The following is a 20,422-nucleotide window of genomic DNA, read 5'->3' on the forward strand; positions in this document are numbered from 1 at the left end:
CTGTGAGAATTCCGTCTCTGAATCCGTGCGAGTCGAACCCGGAGACCCAACTTCAAAACGACATGTAGCTAGCTATAATTCGAAATTGCTTCGAGACGTCATGATGTTAGCCATTCATTTCAGCTATATTCCACTGTCACATTAGCTTCATCGCCCGCCTGTAGAGGAAAGCCGAACCGCAGCCGCAGAGCCAGAACGGCTGCGCATCCGGTTCGTCGTTGAAACTCCTCAAGGAGCACACCCGTGACCTCTCGCACGATCGCCAGCCTCGCGCTCAGCGCCTCCTTCGCCTTCGCGCTGCCGGCGATGGCCCAGAACGCCGATCCGATCCAGATCGCCGGCTCCTCGACCGTTCTCCCCTACGCCCAGATCGTGGCCGAGAACTTCGGCGAGACCTTCCCCGACTTCGGCACCCCTGTCGTCGAGTCCGGCGGTTCGGGCGCTGGCCTGAAGCAGTTCTGCTCGGGCGTCGGCCCGGACACCATCGACATCGCCAACTCCTCGCGTCCGATCAAGGACTCCGAGAAGGAGACCTGCGTCAAGAACGGCGTGACCGACATCCAGGAGGTCAAGTTCGGCTATGACGGAATCGTCTTCGCGACCGATGCGGCCGGCCCGGACTTCAAGCTGACCCCGGACATGGTCTTCAAGGCGCTGGCCGCCAAGACCGTCGTCGACGGCAAGGTCGTCGAGAACCCCGCCAAGACCTGGGCCGACGTCGACGCCTCGCTCCCTGCCTGGAAGATCGAAGCCTACATCCCCGGCGAGAAGCACGGCACGCGCGAAGTCTTCGAAGAGAAGCTGCTCGCCGCCGGCTGCAAGTCGACCGGTGCCGCCGAGGCCTACAAGGCTGCCGGCATGGACGAGAAGGCCGTTGGCGAACAGTGCCACGCGATCCGCAAGGACAGCGCCGCCATCGACATCGACGGTGACTACAGCGAGACCCTCGCCCGCATCGCCGCCAACAAGCAGGGCGTCGGCGTCTTCGGCCTCGCCTTCTACGAACAGAACCAGGACAAGCTGAAGGTCGCGACCGTCAACGACATCGTGCCTTCCGTCGAGACCATCTCGACCGGCAAGTACCCCGTGTCGCGCCCGCTCTTCTTCTACGTCAAGAAGGCGCACATCGGCGTCGTCCCCGGCCTGAAGGAATATGCCGACTTCTTCCTCTCCGAGCAGATGATCGGCGGCGAAGGCCCGCTGGCGCAGTACGGCCTCGTGCCGGCGCCGGATGCCGAACGCGAGTCGTACCGCACCGACTTCGATGCCGGGAAGACCATGTAATCAGTGACCGCGGGTACCCGGCCTTGCCGGGTGCCCGCACCTTCTACTGCCGCCGCTTCAGGGCGATCGCCCCGCCTGAACCTTGCGAAGATAGGGATATTCGGTGTCAATTTTTGCGATTGTCGTAATCGTCTTCCTGATCGGGGCGATCGGCGCTTTTCTGGCGCAGAAGAAGAGCCGCGGGCTCCAGATCGAGCCCGGCCAGAAGATGCACTCGCGGCCGACCATGGCTCGTTCGTGTTCTGCTGGGCGGTCGTGCCGGCGCTGATCGCGCTGTTGATCTGCCTGATCGCCGCCCCCGTCGCGATCAACCGTAATCTTTCCGCGCACATGCCGACCGCCACCGCCGACGGCAGCGCGCCCGCCAACGTGAACCTCGCCTACGAGATGATCGGCGCCATCGGCAACGGACTGCGCCTGCTGCCGTCCGACGAGCAGGCCGCCGCCTCGAGCCTGCCGGTGTCCGAGCTGCGCCCGCTGCTGCAGCGCCGCGGCATCGCCGTCGCGTCCTCGACCGAGGACTACATGGTCGCCCTCGCGGTCGAGAAGAACAAGCTGGAGGACTACTCCCGGCTGGCGACGACTATCCTCGTCCTGGCGCTGGCGCTGGCCGGTGCCGCCTACGGTCTGTCCAAGATCGCGGTCCGCCTGCGCGCCCGCAACCAGGTCGAGACCGTCGTCCGCTCGATCCTCATCCTCTGCTCGTCGATCGCCATCCTGACCACGGTCGGCATCATCGTCTCGATGTTCTCCGAGGCCGCCGACTTCTTCTCCCGCGTCAGCCCGCAGAGCTTCTTCTTCGGCACCACATGGGATCCGCGCTTTGCTGGCGGCAGCGGCCAGGAAGGCCAGTTCGGCCTGATCCCGCTGTTTGCCGGCACGCTCTACATCGCCTTCGTCGCCATGCTCTTCGCGGTGCCGATCGGCCTGTTCGCCGCGATCTACATGGCCGAATATGCCAGCTCCGGCGTCCGCTCGGTGGTCAAGCCGCTGCTCGAAGTGCTCGCCGGCATCCCGACCATCGTCTACGGCTTCTTCGCCCTCGTCACCGTCGGACCTTTCCTGCGCGACATGTCGAGCCAGTTGCACGGTCTCGTCACCGGCGACTACACCAGCTTCATCCAGGCACAGAGCATCCTCACCGCGGGCCTGGTGATGGGCATCATGCTGATCCCCTTCGTGTCCTCGCTGTCGGACGACATCATCACCGCCGTCCCCGGATCCTTGCGGGACGGCTCGCTCGGTCTTGGCGCGACGCGCTCGGAGACGGTAAAGCGCGTCATCCTGCCGGCCGCGCTGCCCGGCATCGTCAGCGCGCTGCTGCTCACCGCCTCCCGCGCCATCGGTGAGACGATGATCGTGGTGCTGGCCGCGGGCGTCGCCGCCAACCTCACCATCAACCCGTTCGAGGCGATGACCACGGTCACCGTCAAGATCGTCAACCAGCTGACCGGCGATCTCGTCTTCAACTCGCCGCAGACGCTGGTGGCCTTCGCGCTCGGCCTCACCCTCTTCGCGGTGACGCTCTGCCTCAACATCTTTGCCCTCTACATCGTCCGCAAGTACCGGGAGCAGTACGAATGACCGACGCGACCGTCGACGGCGCCCGCGCGCCGAGCCATGCCGCCCCCCGTCGCGACATCGGGATCAAGAAGCGCTACGCCGCCGAGCGCCGCTTCAAGATCTACGGCATCATCGCCATCCTGATCGGTCTCGCCTTCCTGGTGCTGCTGCTCTGGAGCGTCGTGTCGAAGGGCTATACCGCCTTCTTCCAGACCGAGATCCGGCTGCCCATCACCTTCGAGCAGTCTATCGTCGACCCGAAGAACACGGGCGGCAAGGACGAGAAGGCGCTGATGATGGCCAACTATCCGCGGCTGGCGCAGAACGCCATCGTCGCGGCGCTGAAGATCGACCCGAACGACAAGGCCGCCGTGAAGCAGGCTTCCGCCCTCGTCTCGCAGGGCGTGCGCGTCCAGCTGCGCAACGAGGTGATGAACGACCTGACGATCATCGGCCAGACCCGCGATCTCTGGGTGTTCGCGGACTCGAAGGTCGACAGCTCGGTCAAGGGCCAGTTCGACAACACCGTCGAGGAAAGCCGCCGGCCGATCAACGACCGCCAGCTCGGCTGGATCAATCAGCTGCAGGAAGCCGGCCAGCTGGAGCAGCGCTTCAACTGGGGCCTGTTCACCTTCGGCGGCTCGAGCCGCGCGGAGACCTCGGGCGTCGGCGTCGCGCTGATCGGCTCGGCCTACATGATGCTGATCGTCCTCGCCTTGGCGCTGCCGATCGGCGTCGCCGCCTCGATCTACCTCGAGGAGTTCGCGCCGAAGAACAAGCTGACCGACCTCATCGAGGTCAACATCAACAACCTCGCGGCGGTCCCCTCGATCGTCTACGGCCTGCTCGGCCTTGCGGTGTTCATCAACTACTTCGGCATGCCCCGCTCCGCCGCGCTGGTCGGCGGCCTGGTGCTCAGCCTGATGACGCTGCCGACGATCATCATCGCCACCCGTGCCGCCCTCAAGGCGGTGCCGCCGTCGATCCGTGCCGCCGCCCTCGGCCTCGGCGCGTCCAAGATGCAGATGGTGTTCCAGCACGTGCTGCCGCTGGCCGCTCCCGGCATCCTCACCGGCACGATCATCGGCCTGGCGCACGCGCTCGGCGAGACCGCGCCGCTGCTGCTCATCGGCATGGTCGCCTTCGTCGCGGACGTGCCGTCCTCGCCGATGGCCGCCTCGACCGCCTTGCCCGTGCAAATCTACATGTGGGCGAACGAGGCGGAACGTGCTTTCGTGGAACGCACGTCCGGCGCCATCATGATCCTGCTTCTCTTCCTGGCTGCGATGAACCTTGCAGCCGTCATCCTTCGGCGGCGCTTCGAGCGTCGCTGGTAGAACGGTGGACAGAAATGATGGAAAATATTCAAGCGACACTCAATAAAGGTCCCGCCGTGCATTCAAACCGTCCGATCAAGATGAAGGGCGAGAACGTCACCGTCCATTACGGTGCCAAGCAGGCGCTGCATGGCGTCAGCCTCGACGTCCAGGACCGCCAGGTCACCGCGCTGATCGGCCCGTCGGGCTGCGGCAAGTCGACCTTCCTGCGCTGCCTCAACCGGATGAACGACACGATCGACCACTGCAAGGTCGGCGGCCTCATCACCCTCGACGGCGAGGACGTCTACAACCCCGCCATCGACGTGGTGGAACTCCGGGCCCGCGTCGGCATGGTGTTCCAGAAGCCGAACCCGTTCCCGAAGTCGATCTTCGAGAACGTCTCCTACGGCCCGCGCATCCACGGCCTCGCCAAGTCGAAGACCGACCTGGAAGAGATCGTCGTCACCAGCCTGCGCCGCGCCGGCCTCTACGAAGAGGTCAAGGACCGGCTCGACGAGGCCGGCACCGGGCTTTCCGGCGGCCAGCAGCAGCGCCTCTGCATCGCCCGGGCGATCGCCGTGTCGCCCGAGGTCATCCTGATGGACGAGCCTTGCTCGGCTCTCGATCCGATCGCCACCGCCAAGGTGGAGGAGCTGATCGACGAGCTAAAGCAGAACTACACGATCGTCATCGTCACGCACTCGATGCAGCAGGCCGCGCGCGTCTCGCAGATGACCGCGATGTTCCACCTCGGCAACATCGCCGAGGTCGGCCCGACCGAGAAGATGTTCCAGAACCCCGACGACAAGCGCACCCAAGACTACATCACCGGCCGCTTCGGCTGAACCGGCGCGCGCCCGCCCGGCAGCGCGACGTCCCAATGAAACCGCGGGGTTTCGTCGCGACCTTCGGGTGCCGCGACGGCCGCTGCGCCACTTGAGAACAGGGAGACGAACCATGGACGAGCACATCGTCACGTCCTACGACGAGGAACTGAAGTTCATCGTCCGGCGGATTTCCGAGATGGGTGGCCAGGCCGAGCGCATGGTCGAGCGGTCGGTCGCCGCGCTGATCAACAGCGACTGGGGCCTTGCCCAGTCGGTCGTCGCGGATGACCTGCTGCTCGACGCCGCCCAGCGCGAGCTCGACGAGCGCGCCATCATGACCATCGCCAAGCGCCAGCCGATGGCGCAGGACCTGCGCGAGATCGTCGGCGCTATCCGCATCTCCAGCGATCTCGAGCGCATCGGCGACCTCGGCAAGAACATCGCCAAGCGCGTCATCGCCGTGCACGAGCACCAGCAGCCGATCAAGCTGGTGCGTGGCATCGAGCATCTGTCGGAGCTGGCGATCGAGCAGCTGAAGGAAGTGCTCGACGCCTATGCCAGCCGCGACCACGTCCGCGCCCAGGCGATCCGCGAGGCCGACGAGGAAATCGACGCGATGTACACGTCGATCTTCCGCGAGCTGCTGACCTACATGATGGAGGATCCGCGCAACATCACCGCCTGCACGCATCTTCTCTTCAGCGCCAAGAACATCGAGCGCATCGGCGACCACGCGACCAACATTGCCGAGACCATCTACTACATTAAGACCGGTGCGCAGATGGAATCCGAGCGGCCGAAGGGTGACACCACTCCATCGATGACCATCGGGGTCGGCAATGGCGTCAAGGATGGCGTCAAGGATGCCACGCCGCCGGCCGGAAACATCTAGGGACAAGCCGATGAACGCGCGCATCGTCGTCGTCGAGGACGAGGAAGCCCTCGGCGTCCTCCTCCGCTACAATCTCGAAGCAGAGGGCTACACCGTCGAAGTCATCGACAATGGCGACGAGGCCGATCTCCGGCTGAAGGAGCAGACGCCCGACCTCATCATCCTCGACTGGATGCTGCCCGGCATTTCCGGCGTCGAGATCTGCCGCCGGGTGCGCGGCCGGCCGGCGACCGAGCGCCTGCCGATCCTGATGCTCACCGCCCGCGGCGAGGAGAAGCAGCGGATCCAAGGGCTGACGACGGGCGCCGACGACTATCTCGTCAAGCCGTTCTCGATGGCCGAGCTGATGGCAAGGGTGCGCAGCCTGCTCTGGCGGTCCAACCCGCAGAAGCTCTCCGACCACCTCACCGCCGGCGACATCAAGCTCGACCGCGCCAACCACCGCGCCTACCGCAACGGCCGCGAGCTGAAGCTCGGCCCGACCGAGTTCAAGCTGCTGCAGTTCTTCATGATCTCGCCCGGCCGGGTGTTTTCGCGCGAGCAGCTGCTCGACGGCGTCTGGGGCCGCGACATCTACGTCGACGAACGCACCGTCGACGTCCACATCGGCCGCCTGCGCAAGGCCATCAACCGCGGCCGCCAGCGCGACCCCGTCCGCACCGTCCGCGGCGCCGGCTACTCGTTCGACGAACACTTCGCCGCCGTTGTTCCGACCCTGCAGCGCAGCACCGACGACGACGGCAAGATGGCGCTGGCCGAGCGTCAGGCAAGCGAGGGCTAAACCCGTCAAGGCGCGGCGCCGCGAAGGTATATGACGGTCGCCCATCGAGCTCTGTCAGGGCTGGGGTGCGAAGGCAGCTTGGGGTGGAAAGCCATCGGTCGGCTTTTGGGAAAAGTCCGCCAAAAGCCGACATTCCTGCTGTTCGAGGAGGCTCAGCCAGCGATTGGGTTACGGGGACTGCTACAGGCACAAGTAGATCAGAATGCAGGCGGTCACGAACGCCGCCCACAGCATCCACCGCGTGGTTGTCGTCATTAATCCCCCCTCCCCGCAGGTCGTCATCACGCATCCGGAAAGTATGCCCCGATCTCTACGGGACATCCAAGGCGGCGCGCCAACTCGTGGCCGAGCCCGGTCATTCCGTCCGGATCGGATGCCTGCGCGAGGAATATGCTCTGCGTGTCCCGGCCCGCCGCCTGCGTACGGCAACGGGCGAGAAGCGACGATCCGCCTCCACCCTTGGCAGGGGTCAGCCGCAGGACCTCGAGGCCAAGGACGCTTGCGCGGGGCACTACGAAGAGCTGGTTGGAGACGACGATCAGCGCTGCGTCGCCAAGCGACAGGCCGAGTGAACCCTGCCACGTAGAGGCAAACGCCTCCGGATCACGCGCGTATTCGAGTTCCGTGTCGTAGGGCGCCGAGGTGCCGGCCCTCGCCATGCGGGCGGTGCCGACGGATCCATTGAATCGTATCGGCTGGAGGCCCGCGACCCAGTCCCGTTCGCGTTCGCTTAACGGCAGGCGGAAGCCCGTGGTGACGTTGATGTGGCAGGCGAACCGCAAGCGCGGTTCGCGATCCTCGGCGTCGTTCTGGAGACCGCGCGACTGCCATTCGAGGGGCCAGGCGATCAGTCCGACTTCCGCGACGCCAAACTGCCACGTCGCGACGAGCGTGTTCCACTGCTTTCCGATCCGCGCAGATCCGAGCTGCCTCTCCAGATGGGCGGCCGTGCGGCGAAGGTTGGCATGCGCATCGTCCTCGAACCAGATGAGGGTCGAGAAGCGGGCGATCGGAAACTGAGGCGGGATGCCCGGGTCCGAACGGGCTATCCATGGCGCCATGGCGCCCGGCAAGGCGATCGCCTCGTCCAACACGATCACGTCCGATCGGTAAAATGGGTCCGGGCGCGTGCCCAGCCGCCGTTCGACGTCCCGGCGCAGTTCGTGCCGCGGCAGCCGCATCTCGTCGATCAACCGATGGATTGGGTTTCCGCCATCGGCCAGGCTGTCCAATGTCGTCGGCCGAGGTCCCTCGGCGGCGGGAAGCTCGGCCTCGACGCGGCGCCACAGACTCTTCAAGAAGCGCACGGTTCCAAGTCTCCCTCAGGCAATTTCAGCCGGCGACGATCTCGAGATGGCGTCGGTGCACCCAGCCCGAGCGGCAGGGGCCGCGATAGGGTCTGCGCTCGACCTGCGGTGAGCCCATGCCGCAATTCTCATTGGATCCGTAATTCTCATTGGATCCCTCCGGGGCATAGACGACACCGAGCCAGTCGCCGCGTTCGTCGCAGACCGTCACGAGGCGCTTTGGTCCCAGACGGTCCAGCTCGGCGTTCTCTGAACCCGGCCCGGAGCGCACGGCCAGGAAGTTGTCGCCGGCCGGATCGAGGCCAACGACTTGACCGAGGCTGGCGCAGGCATCGAGGTCGCTCTCCCCGCCGACGAGAACCGGGGTCGCGCTCTGTCCCCAAGCTGACTGGGAGGACAGGAGACCGACGAGCACCACAAGGGATGTCTTGGAAAGGCAGGTTCCGGTCACTGCAGGGCCTCGTCGCTCGGGGTGAAACGTAACAGCGCCCGAAGGCGCCAGATGCGATCTGTCCACCAGCGTTCGAGGCGACCTGTCGCCGCGTCGAGGGGGAGGTCCAGGACCATCGGCTTGACCACGTGGGAGGGACGCCATTCAACCTCGAAGCCAGGTGCGGCGCCGCCATAGAGCTGTAGCATGGTTAGGCTGGAAACGCCGCGGATCCCACCCTCCATGTCCCTCAGAACGATCCAGCCGGGCGCATCGCTTCCGCCGCCCGGCATGGCGAAGAACATCGGACGGCCGCAGACGGTGAGGCTCCAGCGTCCGTCGGGACTGCGCTCCGTCAGGTAAGGGCTGTCGCAGCGCAGCCGGCCCTCGGGCAGGAGGGCAAGGAAGACCAATGCCGCCACCGGCAACATCCGCGGTATCCACCATCGCCGCTGCCGCCGTCGATCGCTGGCGGTGCTCATGGTGCAGCCGCGATGCTCGCCGCAACCTCGTCACTGCGCAGCCACCCGGTTGTCGGCGGACCGTCGGTGCCCACGAAGGCGACGCGGACCCAGCCGTCACGCTGCTCGAGGACGGCGAAGGCATCGAGCTCGACGAGATAGGGTCGCGTCCGTTTCGGGTCGTCCTGCGGCCCCGGCCGCAGGACCGCCTTCTGCGCGGTGACAAGGCCTGCACCGATCCATTCGGGGCGCCTGTCTTCGGCACCGAGCGGATAAGGCTCGGCCGTCATGTCGCCCGAGGTCATCAGGCAGCCGCCATGGTTTTCGGTCAGCTTGAGGCTCGGGACGGCACCGAGGTCGAGGACGCCGGAGATGCGTTCGGCTTCGTTCGGGAACCAAGTCTCGACCTCCGCCCGTTCGTTGTTCAGTTTGCCCTTGAGAAGGAACAGGCAACTGAACTGCGGGGCGGCTTCATCCCCGTTGCCGACGCGGCCCTCCGAGAAAACGCCATACACTTCGCCCGCACGAACGGCGAGAAGCAGCGGACCGTAACGGCCCGAAGATGGCTCGGCCAACGCTGCTTCGGCATACAGGATGGCGGCCAGCGCGAACGCCCCCCGCATCGCAATTGCTCGCCAACCCATCTCCGGCTCCTGGTAATCACAAGCGGCGCGACTGTTGCAAAAGGCAGCCGGCGAACGTGGAAGTGGGAAGTGGGCTACCACGAGAAGACGCTCCCGGCGAGCTCCCGTGCATGCTGTGTGCTGGGGGTGCTCACAGCTTAAAGGAGAGCCCGCCTGTGAAAGCCAACGTCGCAGCTGGCCGGCCCGTTCGGTGCCGAGCTGAAGACCAGGCTGCGTGCTGTCCTTTCGCTTCAAGACAGCCTCGATGGATCTGCGTCCGCTCAAGACATCAAGATCAGTTCGCTCTACGGCGAGCTCGGAGTTCAAGAAGCGAGCCAAGGTGAATTACGGATCGCCGGCTTACGGCTGCGAGATTGGACAGGCGGACGTTCGACCTCGAACCGCAACGCCTCGATGTTGCGGACGCGAGCACTTGCTATCGCAGGAACCGTCGACCCAAGGCGAAGCCGCAGGCGGCCACGACACACAGGGCAAGCGTGTACCAGGTAGCAACGAACAGGGGGCTGTCGTCGGGGCAATGGGTTGCATAGAGCACCGCCGCGATGGCGCCGGAGGCGAGACCGGCCACCGCACCCGAAAGGCCCGGCCGCTCCGGCATTCCCTGCCGAAGGGCTGCGATCAGGCAGACCAGAGGACCTGCCGCGATCAGCGGAATAAACAGGAGGCAGTAGCGAGCCTTCGTTCCGACGAGGCGGGCCGCCCATTCGGTCGGGGGCGAGACGGCAAGCTCCCATCCGACACCCGCGGCAACGATCGCCGCCACGCCGGCCAACAGCCACGGCCATGGGCCAGCGGGAGCCGCGGGCCGTCCGACCCGGTCGAGGAACCCGACGGCGACCACGGCGAGCGGCACGGTCACGGCGAACTTGAAAAGGAAGCGCGCCGTGCCGACGGCGGCGTCGAGATCCGGACGAACGCGCAGCATGGAGAGAAAGACGACTGCCGCCAGCACGAAGCTGAGGCTTGCCGCCTTGAGGACGGTCGCACCGAAACGGCTATGCACCGCCACGTCGCTTGCAAGAAGTTCGATGAGCCGATCCGTTCTCATGCTCGGCCGAAGGTCCTTTTCCCCGTCGATGCTCATGTCATGCTCCCGCGGTAGGCCGCCGCCAAGCTCTTGAGCGCCCTATGCAGCGCAACGCGCACCGCGCCTTCAGTCATCGACAGGCATGCGGCCGTGTCGCGCACGCTGGTTCCATCGAGCGATATCGCCTGCACGATGTGGCGCTGGGCGGGTTTCAGGTTGCCGAGCATTCGCGCGACGTCGTGCTCGTCGGTCGGGGCTGCCTGCCGCTCGTCCGGTACGATGTCGGTGATGTCCTCGATCGGGATGGTTATCCGATGTCCGCGCCGCCGGAGAGCATCGACGAGCTTGTTACGGGCGATCACCGAGATCCACGGCCCGATCGGGCGCTTCGGGTCCCAGGTTCCGCGCTTCAGGTGGATGGCGAGGAGCGCCTCCTGGACGACGTCCTCCAGATCCTGGTTCCCCGCGCCGAAGTCAGCAAGGCGGCGTCTGGCGAGCATCCGCAGATGCGGCGTCACGGCTTCGAGAAAGCGGCGATAGGCGTGCTCGTCGCCTTCCAGCGCCGCCGACATCCAGGCTGCCCAGTCCTTCTCGCGCGAGCGCATCATCACCCGGTTCCGCTCCGGCCCCCGCGTCGCCTCGATCGACCGACCAACGCCGTGCGGTCTGAGACATACCGGATCGGCACCGCCGAAACCATCCGGCGGAGAAGAGTGGCTTGCGGTGGCGACAGGGGGAAGCTGAGCGGACGCCTGCACCAGACCGGTGCCGAGCCGCCGCATCCCTCAGTTGACAGCAGTTTTCGCACCCGACGTCAGCACGGGCGTGCTTCGGAAGCGCTCGGGAAATAGCCGCTTCAGATCGCCGATCTTCGGAAGATCGTTGGCGACGATATAAGGAGCGGCCGGGTTCCGCGCGAGATAGTCCTGATGATAGGCCTCGGCGGGATAGAAGCCCTTGCCCGTTTCGATCGTCGTGACGATGGGCTCGCCGTAGGTCATGGCCGCTCCGAGCTGCTTCACATAGGCCGCCGCGATCCTCGCCTGGCCCGCATCCACGGGGAAGATCGCAGAACGGTACTGCGTGCCTCTGTCGGGGCCCTGGCGGTTCAATTCCGTCGGGTCGTGCGCGACGGAAAAGTAGATGCGGAGGATCTCGCCATAGGAGATGACGGACGGATCGAACGTCACCCTCACCGCCTCGGCATGACCGGTTCGTCCGCTGCCGACCTCCTCGTAATGCGCGGTCGACCGCTTGCCGCCGGCATAGCCGGAAACGGCGCTGCTGACGCCCTTCACATGCTGAAATACGCCCTGGACGCCCCAGAAGCAGCCGCCGGCAAGGACGGCCGTGGTCGAGGTGGTCATCGCATCGATGGCCGGCGCCGGCGTGCGGCGGTTGGCCTCGATCGCATCGGCCGGGCCTGCCGCAGCGAAGAGCGACGCGGCGAGGCCGCCGAAGACGGCGAGCGCGAGATGGGTGCGGGTCATATGGCCGAATTCCCTTGGAGTGAGTGACGTCGCCGTTCAGGCGGCAGCTGGGCGGAAGTGCATGGCGATGCCGTTGATGCAGTAGCGGAGGCCCGTCGGCTTCGGCCCGTCGTTGAAGACATGGCCGAGATGGCCGCCGCAGCGGCTGCACTCGACGGCATCACGCACCGTGCCCAAGCTCGTGTCGCGCGTCGTGGCCACACCGCCCGGGAGAGGCTGCCAGAAGCTCGGCCAGCCCGTGCCGCTCTCGAACTTGGTGTCGGAGGCGAAGAGGTCGCGTTCGCACCCTGCGCAGGTGAAGGTGCCGTTCCGCGCCTCGTGGAGAAGGGCGCTGGTGAAAGGGCGCTCGGTGCCGGATTGGCGCAGTATCCCGTAGACGTCGTCACGCAGCAGCCTGCGCCATTCGGCGTCGGTGTGCGTGACTTCAAAGCCGCCACCGCCGGCCGCGCTCGCCCGGCCAAGGCGCCCTAGAACCACTCCGGCCAGCAGCGCCGTCATGCCGGATCGAAGAACCGATCGCCGCGTCGTCATGCGTCACTCCCTTAAAACCATCCGCCCGTCTTAGGTACGGAACGGGTCGGGACTTCGTTACACACGATCTCGAGATCTTTTCGCGGGAGCCGACGCGATCAAATCCCCGCATACCAGTCGTAGCCGATCGCATCTTCCCAGTAGCCGCCCTTGCCCGCGCCGATGCCGGCGAGACTGGCGACGATCTCGAGCCGCATCACGTACTTGGCCTGCTTGTAACCGAGCTGCCGCTCGACCCGGAGCCGTAAGGGTGCTCCATGGCCGATGGCGAGGGGCGCTCCGTTCATCGCGTATGCGAGGATGGTCTGCGGATGATGCGCGTCGGCAAGGTCGATGCTCTCGTAGTAGAGTGAACCGTCGAAATCGTCCGCGCAGTGGAAGACGACGTAGCGGGCGTCCGGCCGTAGCCTTGCCTCGCCGAGCAGCCGACCGAGCGGTACGCCCGTCCATTTGCCGATGGCGCTCCAGCCCTCGACGCAATCGTGCCGCGTGATCTGAGTGCGCGACGGCATCGCCATGATCTCCGCCAGGCTGAACCGGACGGGCCTTTCGACAAGCCCGTCGACGGCCAGCGACCATCCCATAAACCCGCCATCGGCGAGAGCGCGATAGGCAGGGCTCGACGGCATGGTATTGCCGTTCGTCCGGAACACAGGGGACATCTCCGCCGCCTCGAACTCCGGTGCGAGGGCGTCGCCGCCGATCAGACTTTGCACGCGCCGCGCAAGGCCGTCGGCGGAACCGAGCACGTCCGCGACGGTCTGCGACTGCGCGAGGCCGAAGACGTCGCAGCCGCCGAGAACGAGCGGGGCGGTGCCGAGAAGGGCTCCTGTCAGAAAGCCTCGGCGCGTGGGTCTGAGAACCATCGGGCTATTCCTTCGGAAGACGATAGCGGCCGGTGACCATCGAGCGCACTTCGTTGATCGGGCCGGCGAGGATGACCATCGCGATGTGGACGAGAACGAAAGCGAAGATGAGCGTCGCAGCGATGAAGTGGATCGAACGCGCGGACTGCCGCCCGCCCAACAGATCGAGGAGCCAGGGCCAGGCGGCATTGATCGCCGGCGACATGGTGAGGCCCGTCAGGACGATCGCCGGCAGAAGGACCAGCAGCACGCCGCAATAGGCGAGCTTCTGGAGAACGTTGTAGCGCCGCGCGGCCTCGCCCTTGGGAAAGCGCAGGCGTGCATGCTGGCCGATGTCGTGAAGGATGTGCGGGGGGGCCAGTTCCGGCCGCGTCGGCAGGAGATCGCGCGTCAGGTGCCGGCTCGCAAGGCTCCAGAGCCCGTAGAGAGCCAAGCCGCCCGCGAAGATCCAGGCGAAAAAGAGATGCCAGTGCCGCGCGACGGCAAGGTTGTAGCCCGACGGGATCGTCGCCCAGGGAGGAAAGGCGCGATTCACCTCAGCACCCGCAGCGTTCGTCCATTGTCCGAGAACGCCTGTCGTCGTGACGGAAAGACTGCCGACGCGCAGATAGCCGCCATTCTCCGTCGCCCCGATCTGAAGCCAGGCATGATCCTGGTTCGCACCGTAGGCGCCCCAATAAAGGCGGGGATGGGCGTTGAAGATGGTGAGCCCGCTCATCAGCATGACGAGGAGCGTCACAACGTTCACCCAATGCCATAGACGGGTCGGCCAGCGGTGCCGATGCACGACGATCGGCGGCTCCCGCGTCGTTCCGGCGGCGGCTCCGTGTTCGATGCGCAGTCCGGTATCGGTCATCGCCCGTGCCTTTGTTGCGGAAGGAAGCGTCCGGGCGAAACCGCCCGGACGATTGCATTCGGGGTGCTACTTCGTCTTCGGCTTCATCGTGTTTGGGGTCATCGCATCGGCCTTCATGGCATCGGCCTTCATCGCGTCGCCCTGCATGGCGTCGGGCTTCATGGGGTCCGCTTTCATCGCGCCGTCGGACGCCATGGCAGCGGCAGGCTTCATCGCATCCGCCGGCGCCATCGCATCGGTCTTCATCGCGTCCGGCGCCATGGCGTCGGGCTTCATTGCGTCTTCGGCATGCGGCTTCATCGTGGAGCCGGCCGCTTGGGCGACAGGCGCGAGGGCGGCCGACACCGCGATCAGGGCGGCGCCCAGCGGAAGGGCGAAGCGATGGAACGAGAGGATCATGGGACTGCTCCAGGAATGGGGAAGCGATGCCGCTCGGGTATGCTTCCGGTTGAGCCGGCCGTGGGCCGGCATGGGGATTGCGGCAAGCCTCCGGCGGCGGCTCGGGTCGCCCCGCGCCGGCGGTCGCTTTAGGCGCGCGCTATGCTGGTCAGTTCGTCGCGGCGGAGAGGATCGGGCCGCCCGGTGACTGCACGATCACGGCGGTGCGCAAGCCGTCCTCGGCCGGCGGGGTGGAAAGCGACATGCCGACACCGAGCCAACGGCCGATGCGCCGGATGTCCGTCACGACATTGGCAATGGGGAGCTTCGTGCCGGCATTCTCGCCGCGTTCGACGGCGACCGTCTGGACGCCGGGACGGTAGCGGACCAGCCAGACATCGGCGCCGGACGCCGGGACCTTGCCGCGCCCGATCTCGACGGCGCGATCCTTGATGTCGATCGAAACGGCGGCCGGCGGCTTCGCTGTATCCACCATCTCCCGCAGCGCCTCCATCCGGTTGCCGACCGTATCGCTGACCCCGTTGACGACGATCTGAGGCGTGAACGGCCCGTCACGACCGAGACCTGCCTCATAGTCGCGCTGGCGTGTCGTAAACGCCTCGGACCCGAACGTGTCCTTCCAGCCGAGATGATCCCAATAGGTGACGCTGAAGCTCAGCGGCAGTCGGTCGGGGGCCTTCACGAGATCCATCAGATTGCGATTGGCGGGCGGCACGGAGCTGCATCCCTGACTGGTGAAGAGCTCGATCACCGTCACGGGCCGCGACATGGCAGCGGAAGGCGCCGTGAGAGCGCCGAGCCCCGCAACGGTGGCCATGGCACACCATACGGAACTGGATGCGAGACGCCTGAAGCTTTTCATCGGACTGCCTCCAGACGATCGCTCCGTCACCGGCGGTGAATAAGCTCGTCTGAAGGTGGGTACGGAGTAGGCGGCGGCTTCGTTACAGGCTTGGCAGAAAATTCTGGCTCTTCGGTGTAAGTGCGGACAGCGCCGTTCATGCGGTCGAGCATGATGGGCAGACCGAGACGCCGCGGGAGTTCTACCTGCAATCGAGATCAGCGCGGTGACAGCTCCGGGAATGTGGGGGGGTGGAAAGGTGCCTGTCTGCTTTGGATAGAGCCCTAGCAAGCAGCCGCCCCTTCAGGTCCCGCCATGGGCTCGAACCGACGTGGCGCTCCAACCCTCGAGCAGTTCGAAGATCCTCGTCACGTCGGCATCGCCTCCCGATGCCAGTTTCGACTGAAGCCAAAGCTGACGCACCGAGGTGGCGACCGAGGTCGGCACCTCTAATGCCTCGGCGGCTTCCACGAACATCCGCACATCATCGTAGAGCGGGTCGATCGGGAAGCCGTGGTCGAACGTGCCGGGCAGGACGTTGTTCGGGATTTTGTCGAGCGTCGCCGAATTCCGGCCCGAGCCATTGTTCAGGACCTCCAGCATCTGGCGGGGATCGAGGCCGGCCTTGACCCCTACCACCATCGCCTCCGCGGAGGCCGCGAGTGCGGTGGCGGACAGGAAATGGTTCACGACCTTCATGACCTGGCCGAGACCCGGTGCCTCGCCGAGGATGACGATGCGCTGACTGAGGGTGTCGAGCACGGCCCTGACGGCCTCGATGGCGCCCGGTGCTCCGGAAACCATCAGCATCAGCTTGCCGCCGCTCGCCCGTTCCGGGTTGCCGCTGACCGCCGCGTCCACCATAGCGATGGAGGCCTTCGCCAGCGCGGCCGCGACCGCCGCCGACACGCCGGGGCCCGACGGCGAGTGATCGATGACGGTGCGGGCCCTCCCGCCGTGGATGACGCCGTCTTGTCCTAGCATCGCCGCTTGAAACAGCAAGGGTGATGGCAGGCAGGCCAAGACGACATCGCAGCGATCCGCCAAATCCTTTGGACTGGCCGCCCGGCCGGCACCAAGGGCGACGAGCGGTTCCATTGCAGCGCCGTCGGCGTCGAAGACGAGGAGCGCCCAGCCCTTGGCCAGCAAACGCGTCGCCATTCGGCTGCCCAAGGGCCCTAGCCCGGCGAAACCGAGCGTCCGAGGAGGGCTGCCCGAAGGGCTCACAGCGCGACGCCGAGGCTCTTCAGCTCTTCCATCGCCGCAGTGAAGGCGAGCGACGCCGCTGGCACGCCGCAATAGGGCGTCGTGTGCATCAGGACTTCCCGGATCTGGTCGACGGTGACGCCGTTGTTCAGGGCGCCGCGGACGTGGTTCCGGAGTTCGCCGGGCTGGTTGAGCGCGACCAGCAAGGCCAGCGTGATCAGGCTCCGCGTCTCCTTCGGCAAGCCGTCGCGGGTCCAGATCGCGCCCCAGCAATAGGTGTTGAGCAGATCCTGGAAGTCGGCATTGAAGCCGTTGGCATTGTTCATCGAAGCTTCGACATAGGCTTCCCCGAGAACGTGCTTGCGGACAGCGATGCCCGCGCCGGCGAGATCGGTGGTCATGGAATTCTCCTGAGTTGAGCGGGTGAGTTGAGCGAGTGAGCCGAGCGAGCGCTAACTTGCCGTCGCGCCTGGCTGGTCGGCCTCGATCGACAGCAAGGCCTCCTGCAGCGAATGGGTCAGGTGGGCCGCACAGGCGTCCCGCGCGCCGGTGGCATCGCGTCGCTTGATGGCGTCGAGGATCGCGCGCATCTCCGCCGTACGGGCGCTCCGGTCGCTGGCACTCGGGGTCGTCCCCCAGATGAGGGCGAGCCGAAGGTGATAGGTCCGCAAGGCGCGTGCCGCGGTCGCATTGTCAGCGCCGCGGAACAGGCACTCGTAGAAGCGGCTCTTCGCCAGGCGAAATCTTTTCCGGTCTCCGGGGTGCTTTCGCGCGGTCTCGATCTCGACCAGGGCGCCTTCGAGATCCAGGACGACCTCGTCTGAGGCGCGGAGCGTGAAGAGCTCAGCCGCGAGCCCCTCCACCACGATCCGCACCTGATAGATCTCCTCGATCTCCTTGGCGGCCAGCACGGGAATTTCGACCCCCCGGGAAGGGGTCTGCACGATCAGCCCTTCGCTCTCGAGTTGGCGCAACGCTTCCCGCACGGAGGGACGGCTGACGCCGAGCTGCTCGATCAGTTCACGTTCAACGAGCCGGATACCCACCGGGAGTTCACCGTCGACGATGGCCTCGCGCAAACGCTCGACGACCTGCGTGCGGAGCGGTGATGGATCGATGGTAATGCGAAGCGACATGGCCTAACCTTTTTGTCAGACGATATGCTGATACGTCGAAACTGGCAATATCCACATCGGGCCGTGGAGCCGTGTCTGGTCTCGGGCACGCAACAGCCCAATTCAAAGGCACACCTGGGTAGAGAGCGGTCGGACCGGCTTTCGAGCGTCCGCTTCCCCCACGAGACCGGACGGGGTGGCTCCGCGTGCAAGGCGTGGACTGCGCCATGATGCTGGAACAGTTCCTGCGTCAGCTCGGGATGATCTGGACGGCTGGTGATCGTTCCAGTGCTGAGCATGCGGCCGATCGCTCCTTTCGCATGGAGCGATCCCGGGCCGTGCCATCGCGCATAAGGTGAACCGCTCTTGGGAGAGAGGACGCCGCATCATCCGAATTCGTCATGCTGCGGAAGATCATCGGTGATCTCGAACCACGGCGCCTGCGATCCGACGAAGATGTGGCAGGTCGGACGCAGGCTCGGCGCATCATTGAGCGTCCCCATCGGGACATGAACAAAGGTCTTGTGCCTGACGATGGCATAGAGAAGCGACCCGCACTGACCGCAATGAACATATTGCGCTTCATCACCGTGCCGCACGATGCTCTCCCCACCCGCGACGATCCGGATCTTTGCGATCTCGATGCCAGCCAGCGGCTTGAAAGCAGAGCCCGTCGCCCGCCGGCAGTTGGAGCAGTGGCAGTTCACGGCATAAGCGAATTCGTCGGCGACTTCGTAGGTGACAGCCCGGCACCGACACTGGCCTCTGAGCGTTTTGATGGTCCCGTCTCCCCTCTCCCGTACCTGGCTTACCGTCGCGACCTTCGCAGGCGCGGGCGTGGCGAATGCCTCGGGCAGGACCGCCCCGATCGACCTAACATGCATCTTGCGATACGTAAGGGAGCGTCTCCTCGCGGGTATGAGACGCTCCTCGCCCATGGCGCAGATGGATCAAAGGCTTTTTCCCTAAGCTCCCGGAAACGGACCTCCGCTCATCCCCCGCCGAGAACTGCCGGACCACCCTTGGCCTGTGGCTGGTCCTTGAAATCCTCGATAACCGTGCCGGCCTCGTCGGCCTGTAGGCTCGCGGCACTGTCGGGGGCATCGACGAAGGCGAGCACCGCCTCTGCGTAGCCGACCGGATCCTCCAGCGGAGCGGAGTGGCCGACATTCGGCAGCAGCAGGAAATGCGCGCCGGGAATGGCGTTGGCGATCATCTCGGTATGCTCGCGGCTGATCGCCTCGTCGTGGTCGCCGATGACGATCATCGTCGGCACGGTGATCGAGGCAAGTTGCGCCAGCGTGAAGTTCGGCTCGTTCGCCCAGAGCGCGAAGATCTCGTCGTCGATGTTGTCGTAGTGGCCGAGCGCCGGCAGCGCCTTTCCCTCCGCGATCGCCTTGCGGTTGGCGAGGGCGCCGTCGGGCGTCACGTTGGCGGCCTGGATGAACATCCCGGACAGCCGGTCGGGGTGGTGAATGGCGATGTCGAGGCCGATAATGCCGCCGTCGCTCCAGCCGACCAGCGAAACTTTCGGCAGCTTCAGGAGATCGAGCAGCCGCAGGTAGTCGCGCGCCATCAGGTGATAGGTGATCGGCTTCTTGTCGCGGGTCGAGCGCCCCTGCCCGCGGCTGTCGGCGACGATGACGAGGTGATGCGCCGAGAGCGTCGCGATCTGCTGCCGCCAGACGTCGCCGCTGGCAAGGCCTCCGGGGATCAGCAGGATCGGTGGCCCCTTGCCGTAGATCTGGTAGAACATCGAGATGCCGTCGACATGCGCAAAGCCTGAATCGCGCGGCTTCACGAGCTTCAGCCGCGCCTCGGCGGTCCTCACTCCGCTGCCCCCGCTGACGCTCAGCGCCAGTGCAAAGGCGCAGAGCAATCCGACGAACCGTTTCATGGCTGGCTCCATGTCCAAATTTTCCCAATCCTGAGCGTTTGCGCGCTGCAGCACAAGCGTTGGAAGCATCGAAAGATCCAGCTGCGGAGGCCTCCGGGCCGCGTTGGCAGGGCCTTCCGGCAGGCGCTGCCTCCCGGTCGAAGCACGAACGCGTGAGAGGCCACCGGGAGAAGCCCGAGGCGGGGCGTGCCAAGCCGGATCGCAACAAGTGTTGGCGAAACCCCGCCAAGCTTGTATCTCCCGCGCAACGCATCAGAAGACGAGACGCTGACATGACCGACACGCCCAACTCCGAGACCCCCGAGACGCCGGCAACCGAGACGGCCGAGCACCCGGCGCCGATGGCCGACATCGCCCTGCCCGATCGCCTCGCGGCCGATCCGTCGAGCCCGTTCCACAACCCCGAACTGCTGGCGATGGGGATCGGCGTCCGGTTCAAGGGCGTCGAGAAGACCAATGTCGAGGAATACTGCGTCAGCGAGGGCTGGATCCGCGTTCCCGCCGGCAATGCCAAGGACCGTCGCGGCAATCCGATGACGCTGAAGCTGAAGGGCCCGGTCGAGGTCTATCTGCGCGGCGAGGACTGAGGCCGCCGGCCAGGCGCCTTTGCCATCCCGGACTGCCACGCGTTAAGGCGCGGCAGTCCGTCGAATGCGGTCCGTCAGAACATCTTCGTTTGATGGGGT

At 65.7% G+C, this 20,422-nt stretch carries 23 protein-coding genes and 1 pseudogene; 7 read left to right on the plus strand and 17 right to left on the minus strand.

The window, feature by feature from the left end:
- Positions 1–306: 306 nt before the first annotated feature.
- The 6 genes and pseudogenes from ACZL02_RS09255 (at position 307) to phoB (ending at position 6,666) form a co-directional block, all read left to right on the plus strand.
- Positions 307–1,284 (plus strand): substrate-binding domain-containing protein, encoded by a 978-nt coding sequence (locus ACZL02_RS09255; RefSeq protein WP_472938121.1) that lies wholly within the window; start codon positions 307–309, stop codon positions 1,282–1,284.
- A gap of 103 nt (positions 1,285–1,387) precedes the next feature.
- Positions 1,388–2,868, plus strand: a pseudogene (gene pstC, locus ACZL02_RS09260) (phosphate ABC transporter permease subunit PstC).
- On the plus strand, positions 2,865–4,184 hold the full coding sequence (gene pstA / locus ACZL02_RS09265; RefSeq protein ID WP_472937312.1) for a phosphate ABC transporter permease PstA: 1,320 nt from the start codon (positions 2,865–2,867) through the stop codon (positions 4,182–4,184). Before pstC ends, pstA begins: the two are co-directional and overlap by 4 nt.
- A 17-nt stretch (positions 4,185–4,201) precedes the next feature.
- The gene (pstB, locus tag ACZL02_RS09270) at positions 4,202–5,011 is read left to right on the plus strand and encodes a phosphate ABC transporter ATP-binding protein PstB (RefSeq protein ID WP_472937311.1); all 810 of its coding nucleotides are present in this window, start codon (positions 4,202–4,204) and stop codon (positions 5,009–5,011) included.
- A 112-nt stretch (positions 5,012–5,123) separates the two neighbouring features.
- Entirely contained in the window at positions 5,124–5,885 is a 762-nt protein-coding gene (gene phoU, locus ACZL02_RS09275) for a phosphate signaling complex protein PhoU (RefSeq protein WP_472937310.1), read from the plus strand.
- A gap of 10 nt (positions 5,886–5,895) precedes the next feature.
- Positions 5,896–6,666 (plus strand): phosphate regulon transcriptional regulator PhoB, encoded by a 771-nt coding sequence (gene phoB, locus ACZL02_RS09280; protein WP_472937309.1) that lies wholly within the window; start codon positions 5,896–5,898, stop codon positions 6,664–6,666.
- A 281-nt stretch (positions 6,667–6,947) separates the two neighbouring features.
- Here the strand turns inward: phoB and ACZL02_RS09285 are convergent, their stop codons facing one another.
- The 17 genes from ACZL02_RS09285 to ACZL02_RS09365 form a co-directional block, all read right to left on the minus strand.
- Positions 6,948–7,898 (minus strand): hypothetical protein, encoded by a 951-nt coding sequence (locus ACZL02_RS09285; RefSeq protein WP_472937308.1) that lies wholly within the window; start codon positions 7,896–7,898, stop codon positions 6,948–6,950.
- A 100-nt stretch (positions 7,899–7,998) separates the two neighbouring features.
- On the minus strand, positions 7,999–8,424 hold the full coding sequence (locus tag ACZL02_RS09290) for an integron (protein ID WP_472937307.1): 426 nt from the start codon (positions 8,422–8,424) through the stop codon (positions 7,999–8,001).
- On the minus strand, positions 8,421–8,885 hold the full coding sequence (locus ACZL02_RS09295; RefSeq protein WP_472937306.1) for a hypothetical protein: 465 nt from the start codon (positions 8,883–8,885) through the stop codon (positions 8,421–8,423). The genes ACZL02_RS09290 and ACZL02_RS09295 overlap by 4 nt, the downstream gene beginning before the upstream one ends.
- Positions 8,882–9,589: a hypothetical protein gene (locus tag ACZL02_RS09300; protein ID WP_472937305.1), complete on the minus strand. Its 708-nt coding sequence runs from the start codon at positions 9,587–9,589 to the stop codon at positions 8,882–8,884. Before ACZL02_RS09300 ends, ACZL02_RS09295 begins: the two co-directional genes overlap by 4 nt.
- A 334-nt stretch (positions 9,590–9,923) precedes the next feature.
- Complete coding sequence (locus tag ACZL02_RS09305) at positions 9,924–10,556, minus strand: NrsF family protein (RefSeq protein ID WP_472937304.1); 633 nt, start codon at positions 10,554–10,556, stop codon at positions 9,924–9,926.
- Between the two features lie 32 nt (positions 10,557–10,588).
- Positions 10,589–11,140 (minus strand): sigma-70 family RNA polymerase sigma factor, encoded by a 552-nt coding sequence (locus ACZL02_RS09310; RefSeq protein ID WP_472938120.1) that lies wholly within the window; start codon positions 11,138–11,140, stop codon positions 10,589–10,591.
- Between the two features lie 180 nt (positions 11,141–11,320).
- Positions 11,321–12,025, minus strand: a complete 705-nt coding sequence (gene msrA, locus ACZL02_RS09315; protein ID WP_472937303.1) for a peptide-methionine (S)-S-oxide reductase MsrA — start codon at positions 12,023–12,025, stop codon at positions 11,321–11,323.
- A 36-nt stretch (positions 12,026–12,061) separates the two neighbouring features.
- Entirely contained in the window at positions 12,062–12,556 is a 495-nt protein-coding gene (gene msrB, locus ACZL02_RS09320) for a peptide-methionine (R)-S-oxide reductase MsrB (protein WP_472937302.1), read from the minus strand.
- 98 nt (positions 12,557–12,654) lie between these two features.
- Positions 12,655–13,422 (minus strand): molybdopterin-binding protein, encoded by a 768-nt coding sequence (locus tag ACZL02_RS09325; protein ID WP_472937301.1) that lies wholly within the window; start codon positions 13,420–13,422, stop codon positions 12,655–12,657.
- Positions 13,423–13,426: 4 nt separating this feature from the next.
- Positions 13,427–14,278 carry a cytochrome b/b6 domain-containing protein gene (locus ACZL02_RS09330; protein ID WP_472937300.1) on the minus strand — a complete coding sequence of 284 codons (852 nt, stop codon included), beginning with the start codon at positions 14,276–14,278 and terminating at the stop codon, positions 13,427–13,429.
- A gap of 66 nt (positions 14,279–14,344) precedes the next feature.
- A complete protein-coding gene (locus ACZL02_RS09335) occupies positions 14,345–14,677 on the minus strand; it encodes a hypothetical protein (protein ID WP_472937299.1) in 333 nt (110 codons plus the stop codon).
- Between the two features lie 148 nt (positions 14,678–14,825).
- Positions 14,826–15,539, minus strand: coding sequence for a DUF1223 domain-containing protein (locus tag ACZL02_RS09340; RefSeq protein WP_496258424.1), 714 nt, complete (start codon positions 15,537–15,539; stop codon positions 14,826–14,828).
- Positions 15,540–15,821: 282 nt separating this feature from the next.
- A complete protein-coding gene (locus ACZL02_RS09345; RefSeq protein ID WP_472937297.1) occupies positions 15,822–16,745 on the minus strand; it encodes an NAD(P)-dependent oxidoreductase in 924 nt (307 codons plus the stop codon).
- A complete protein-coding gene (locus ACZL02_RS09350) occupies positions 16,742–17,125 on the minus strand; it encodes a carboxymuconolactone decarboxylase family protein (RefSeq protein WP_472937296.1) in 384 nt (127 codons plus the stop codon). The genes ACZL02_RS09345 and ACZL02_RS09350 overlap by 4 nt, the downstream gene beginning before the upstream one ends.
- A gap of 51 nt (positions 17,126–17,176) precedes the next feature.
- A complete protein-coding gene (locus tag ACZL02_RS09355; protein ID WP_472937295.1) occupies positions 17,177–17,860 on the minus strand; it encodes a GntR family transcriptional regulator in 684 nt (227 codons plus the stop codon).
- Between the two features lie 365 nt (positions 17,861–18,225).
- On the minus strand, positions 18,226–18,723 hold the full coding sequence (locus ACZL02_RS09360) for a GFA family protein (RefSeq protein WP_472937294.1): 498 nt from the start codon (positions 18,721–18,723) through the stop codon (positions 18,226–18,228).
- Positions 18,724–18,830: 107 nt separating this feature from the next.
- A complete protein-coding gene (locus tag ACZL02_RS09365; protein ID WP_472937293.1) occupies positions 18,831–19,736 on the minus strand; it encodes an alpha/beta fold hydrolase in 906 nt (301 codons plus the stop codon).
- Between the two features lie 341 nt (positions 19,737–20,077).
- Between ACZL02_RS09365 and ACZL02_RS09370 the strand changes: the two genes are divergently transcribed.
- Positions 20,078–20,323, plus strand: coding sequence for a DUF3297 family protein (locus ACZL02_RS09370; protein ID WP_472934206.1), 246 nt, complete (start codon positions 20,078–20,080; stop codon positions 20,321–20,323).
- The last annotated feature ends 99 nt before the right edge of the window (positions 20,324–20,422 follow it).

It is taken from the genome of Mesocryomonas fontinalis, assembly GCF_055730125.2.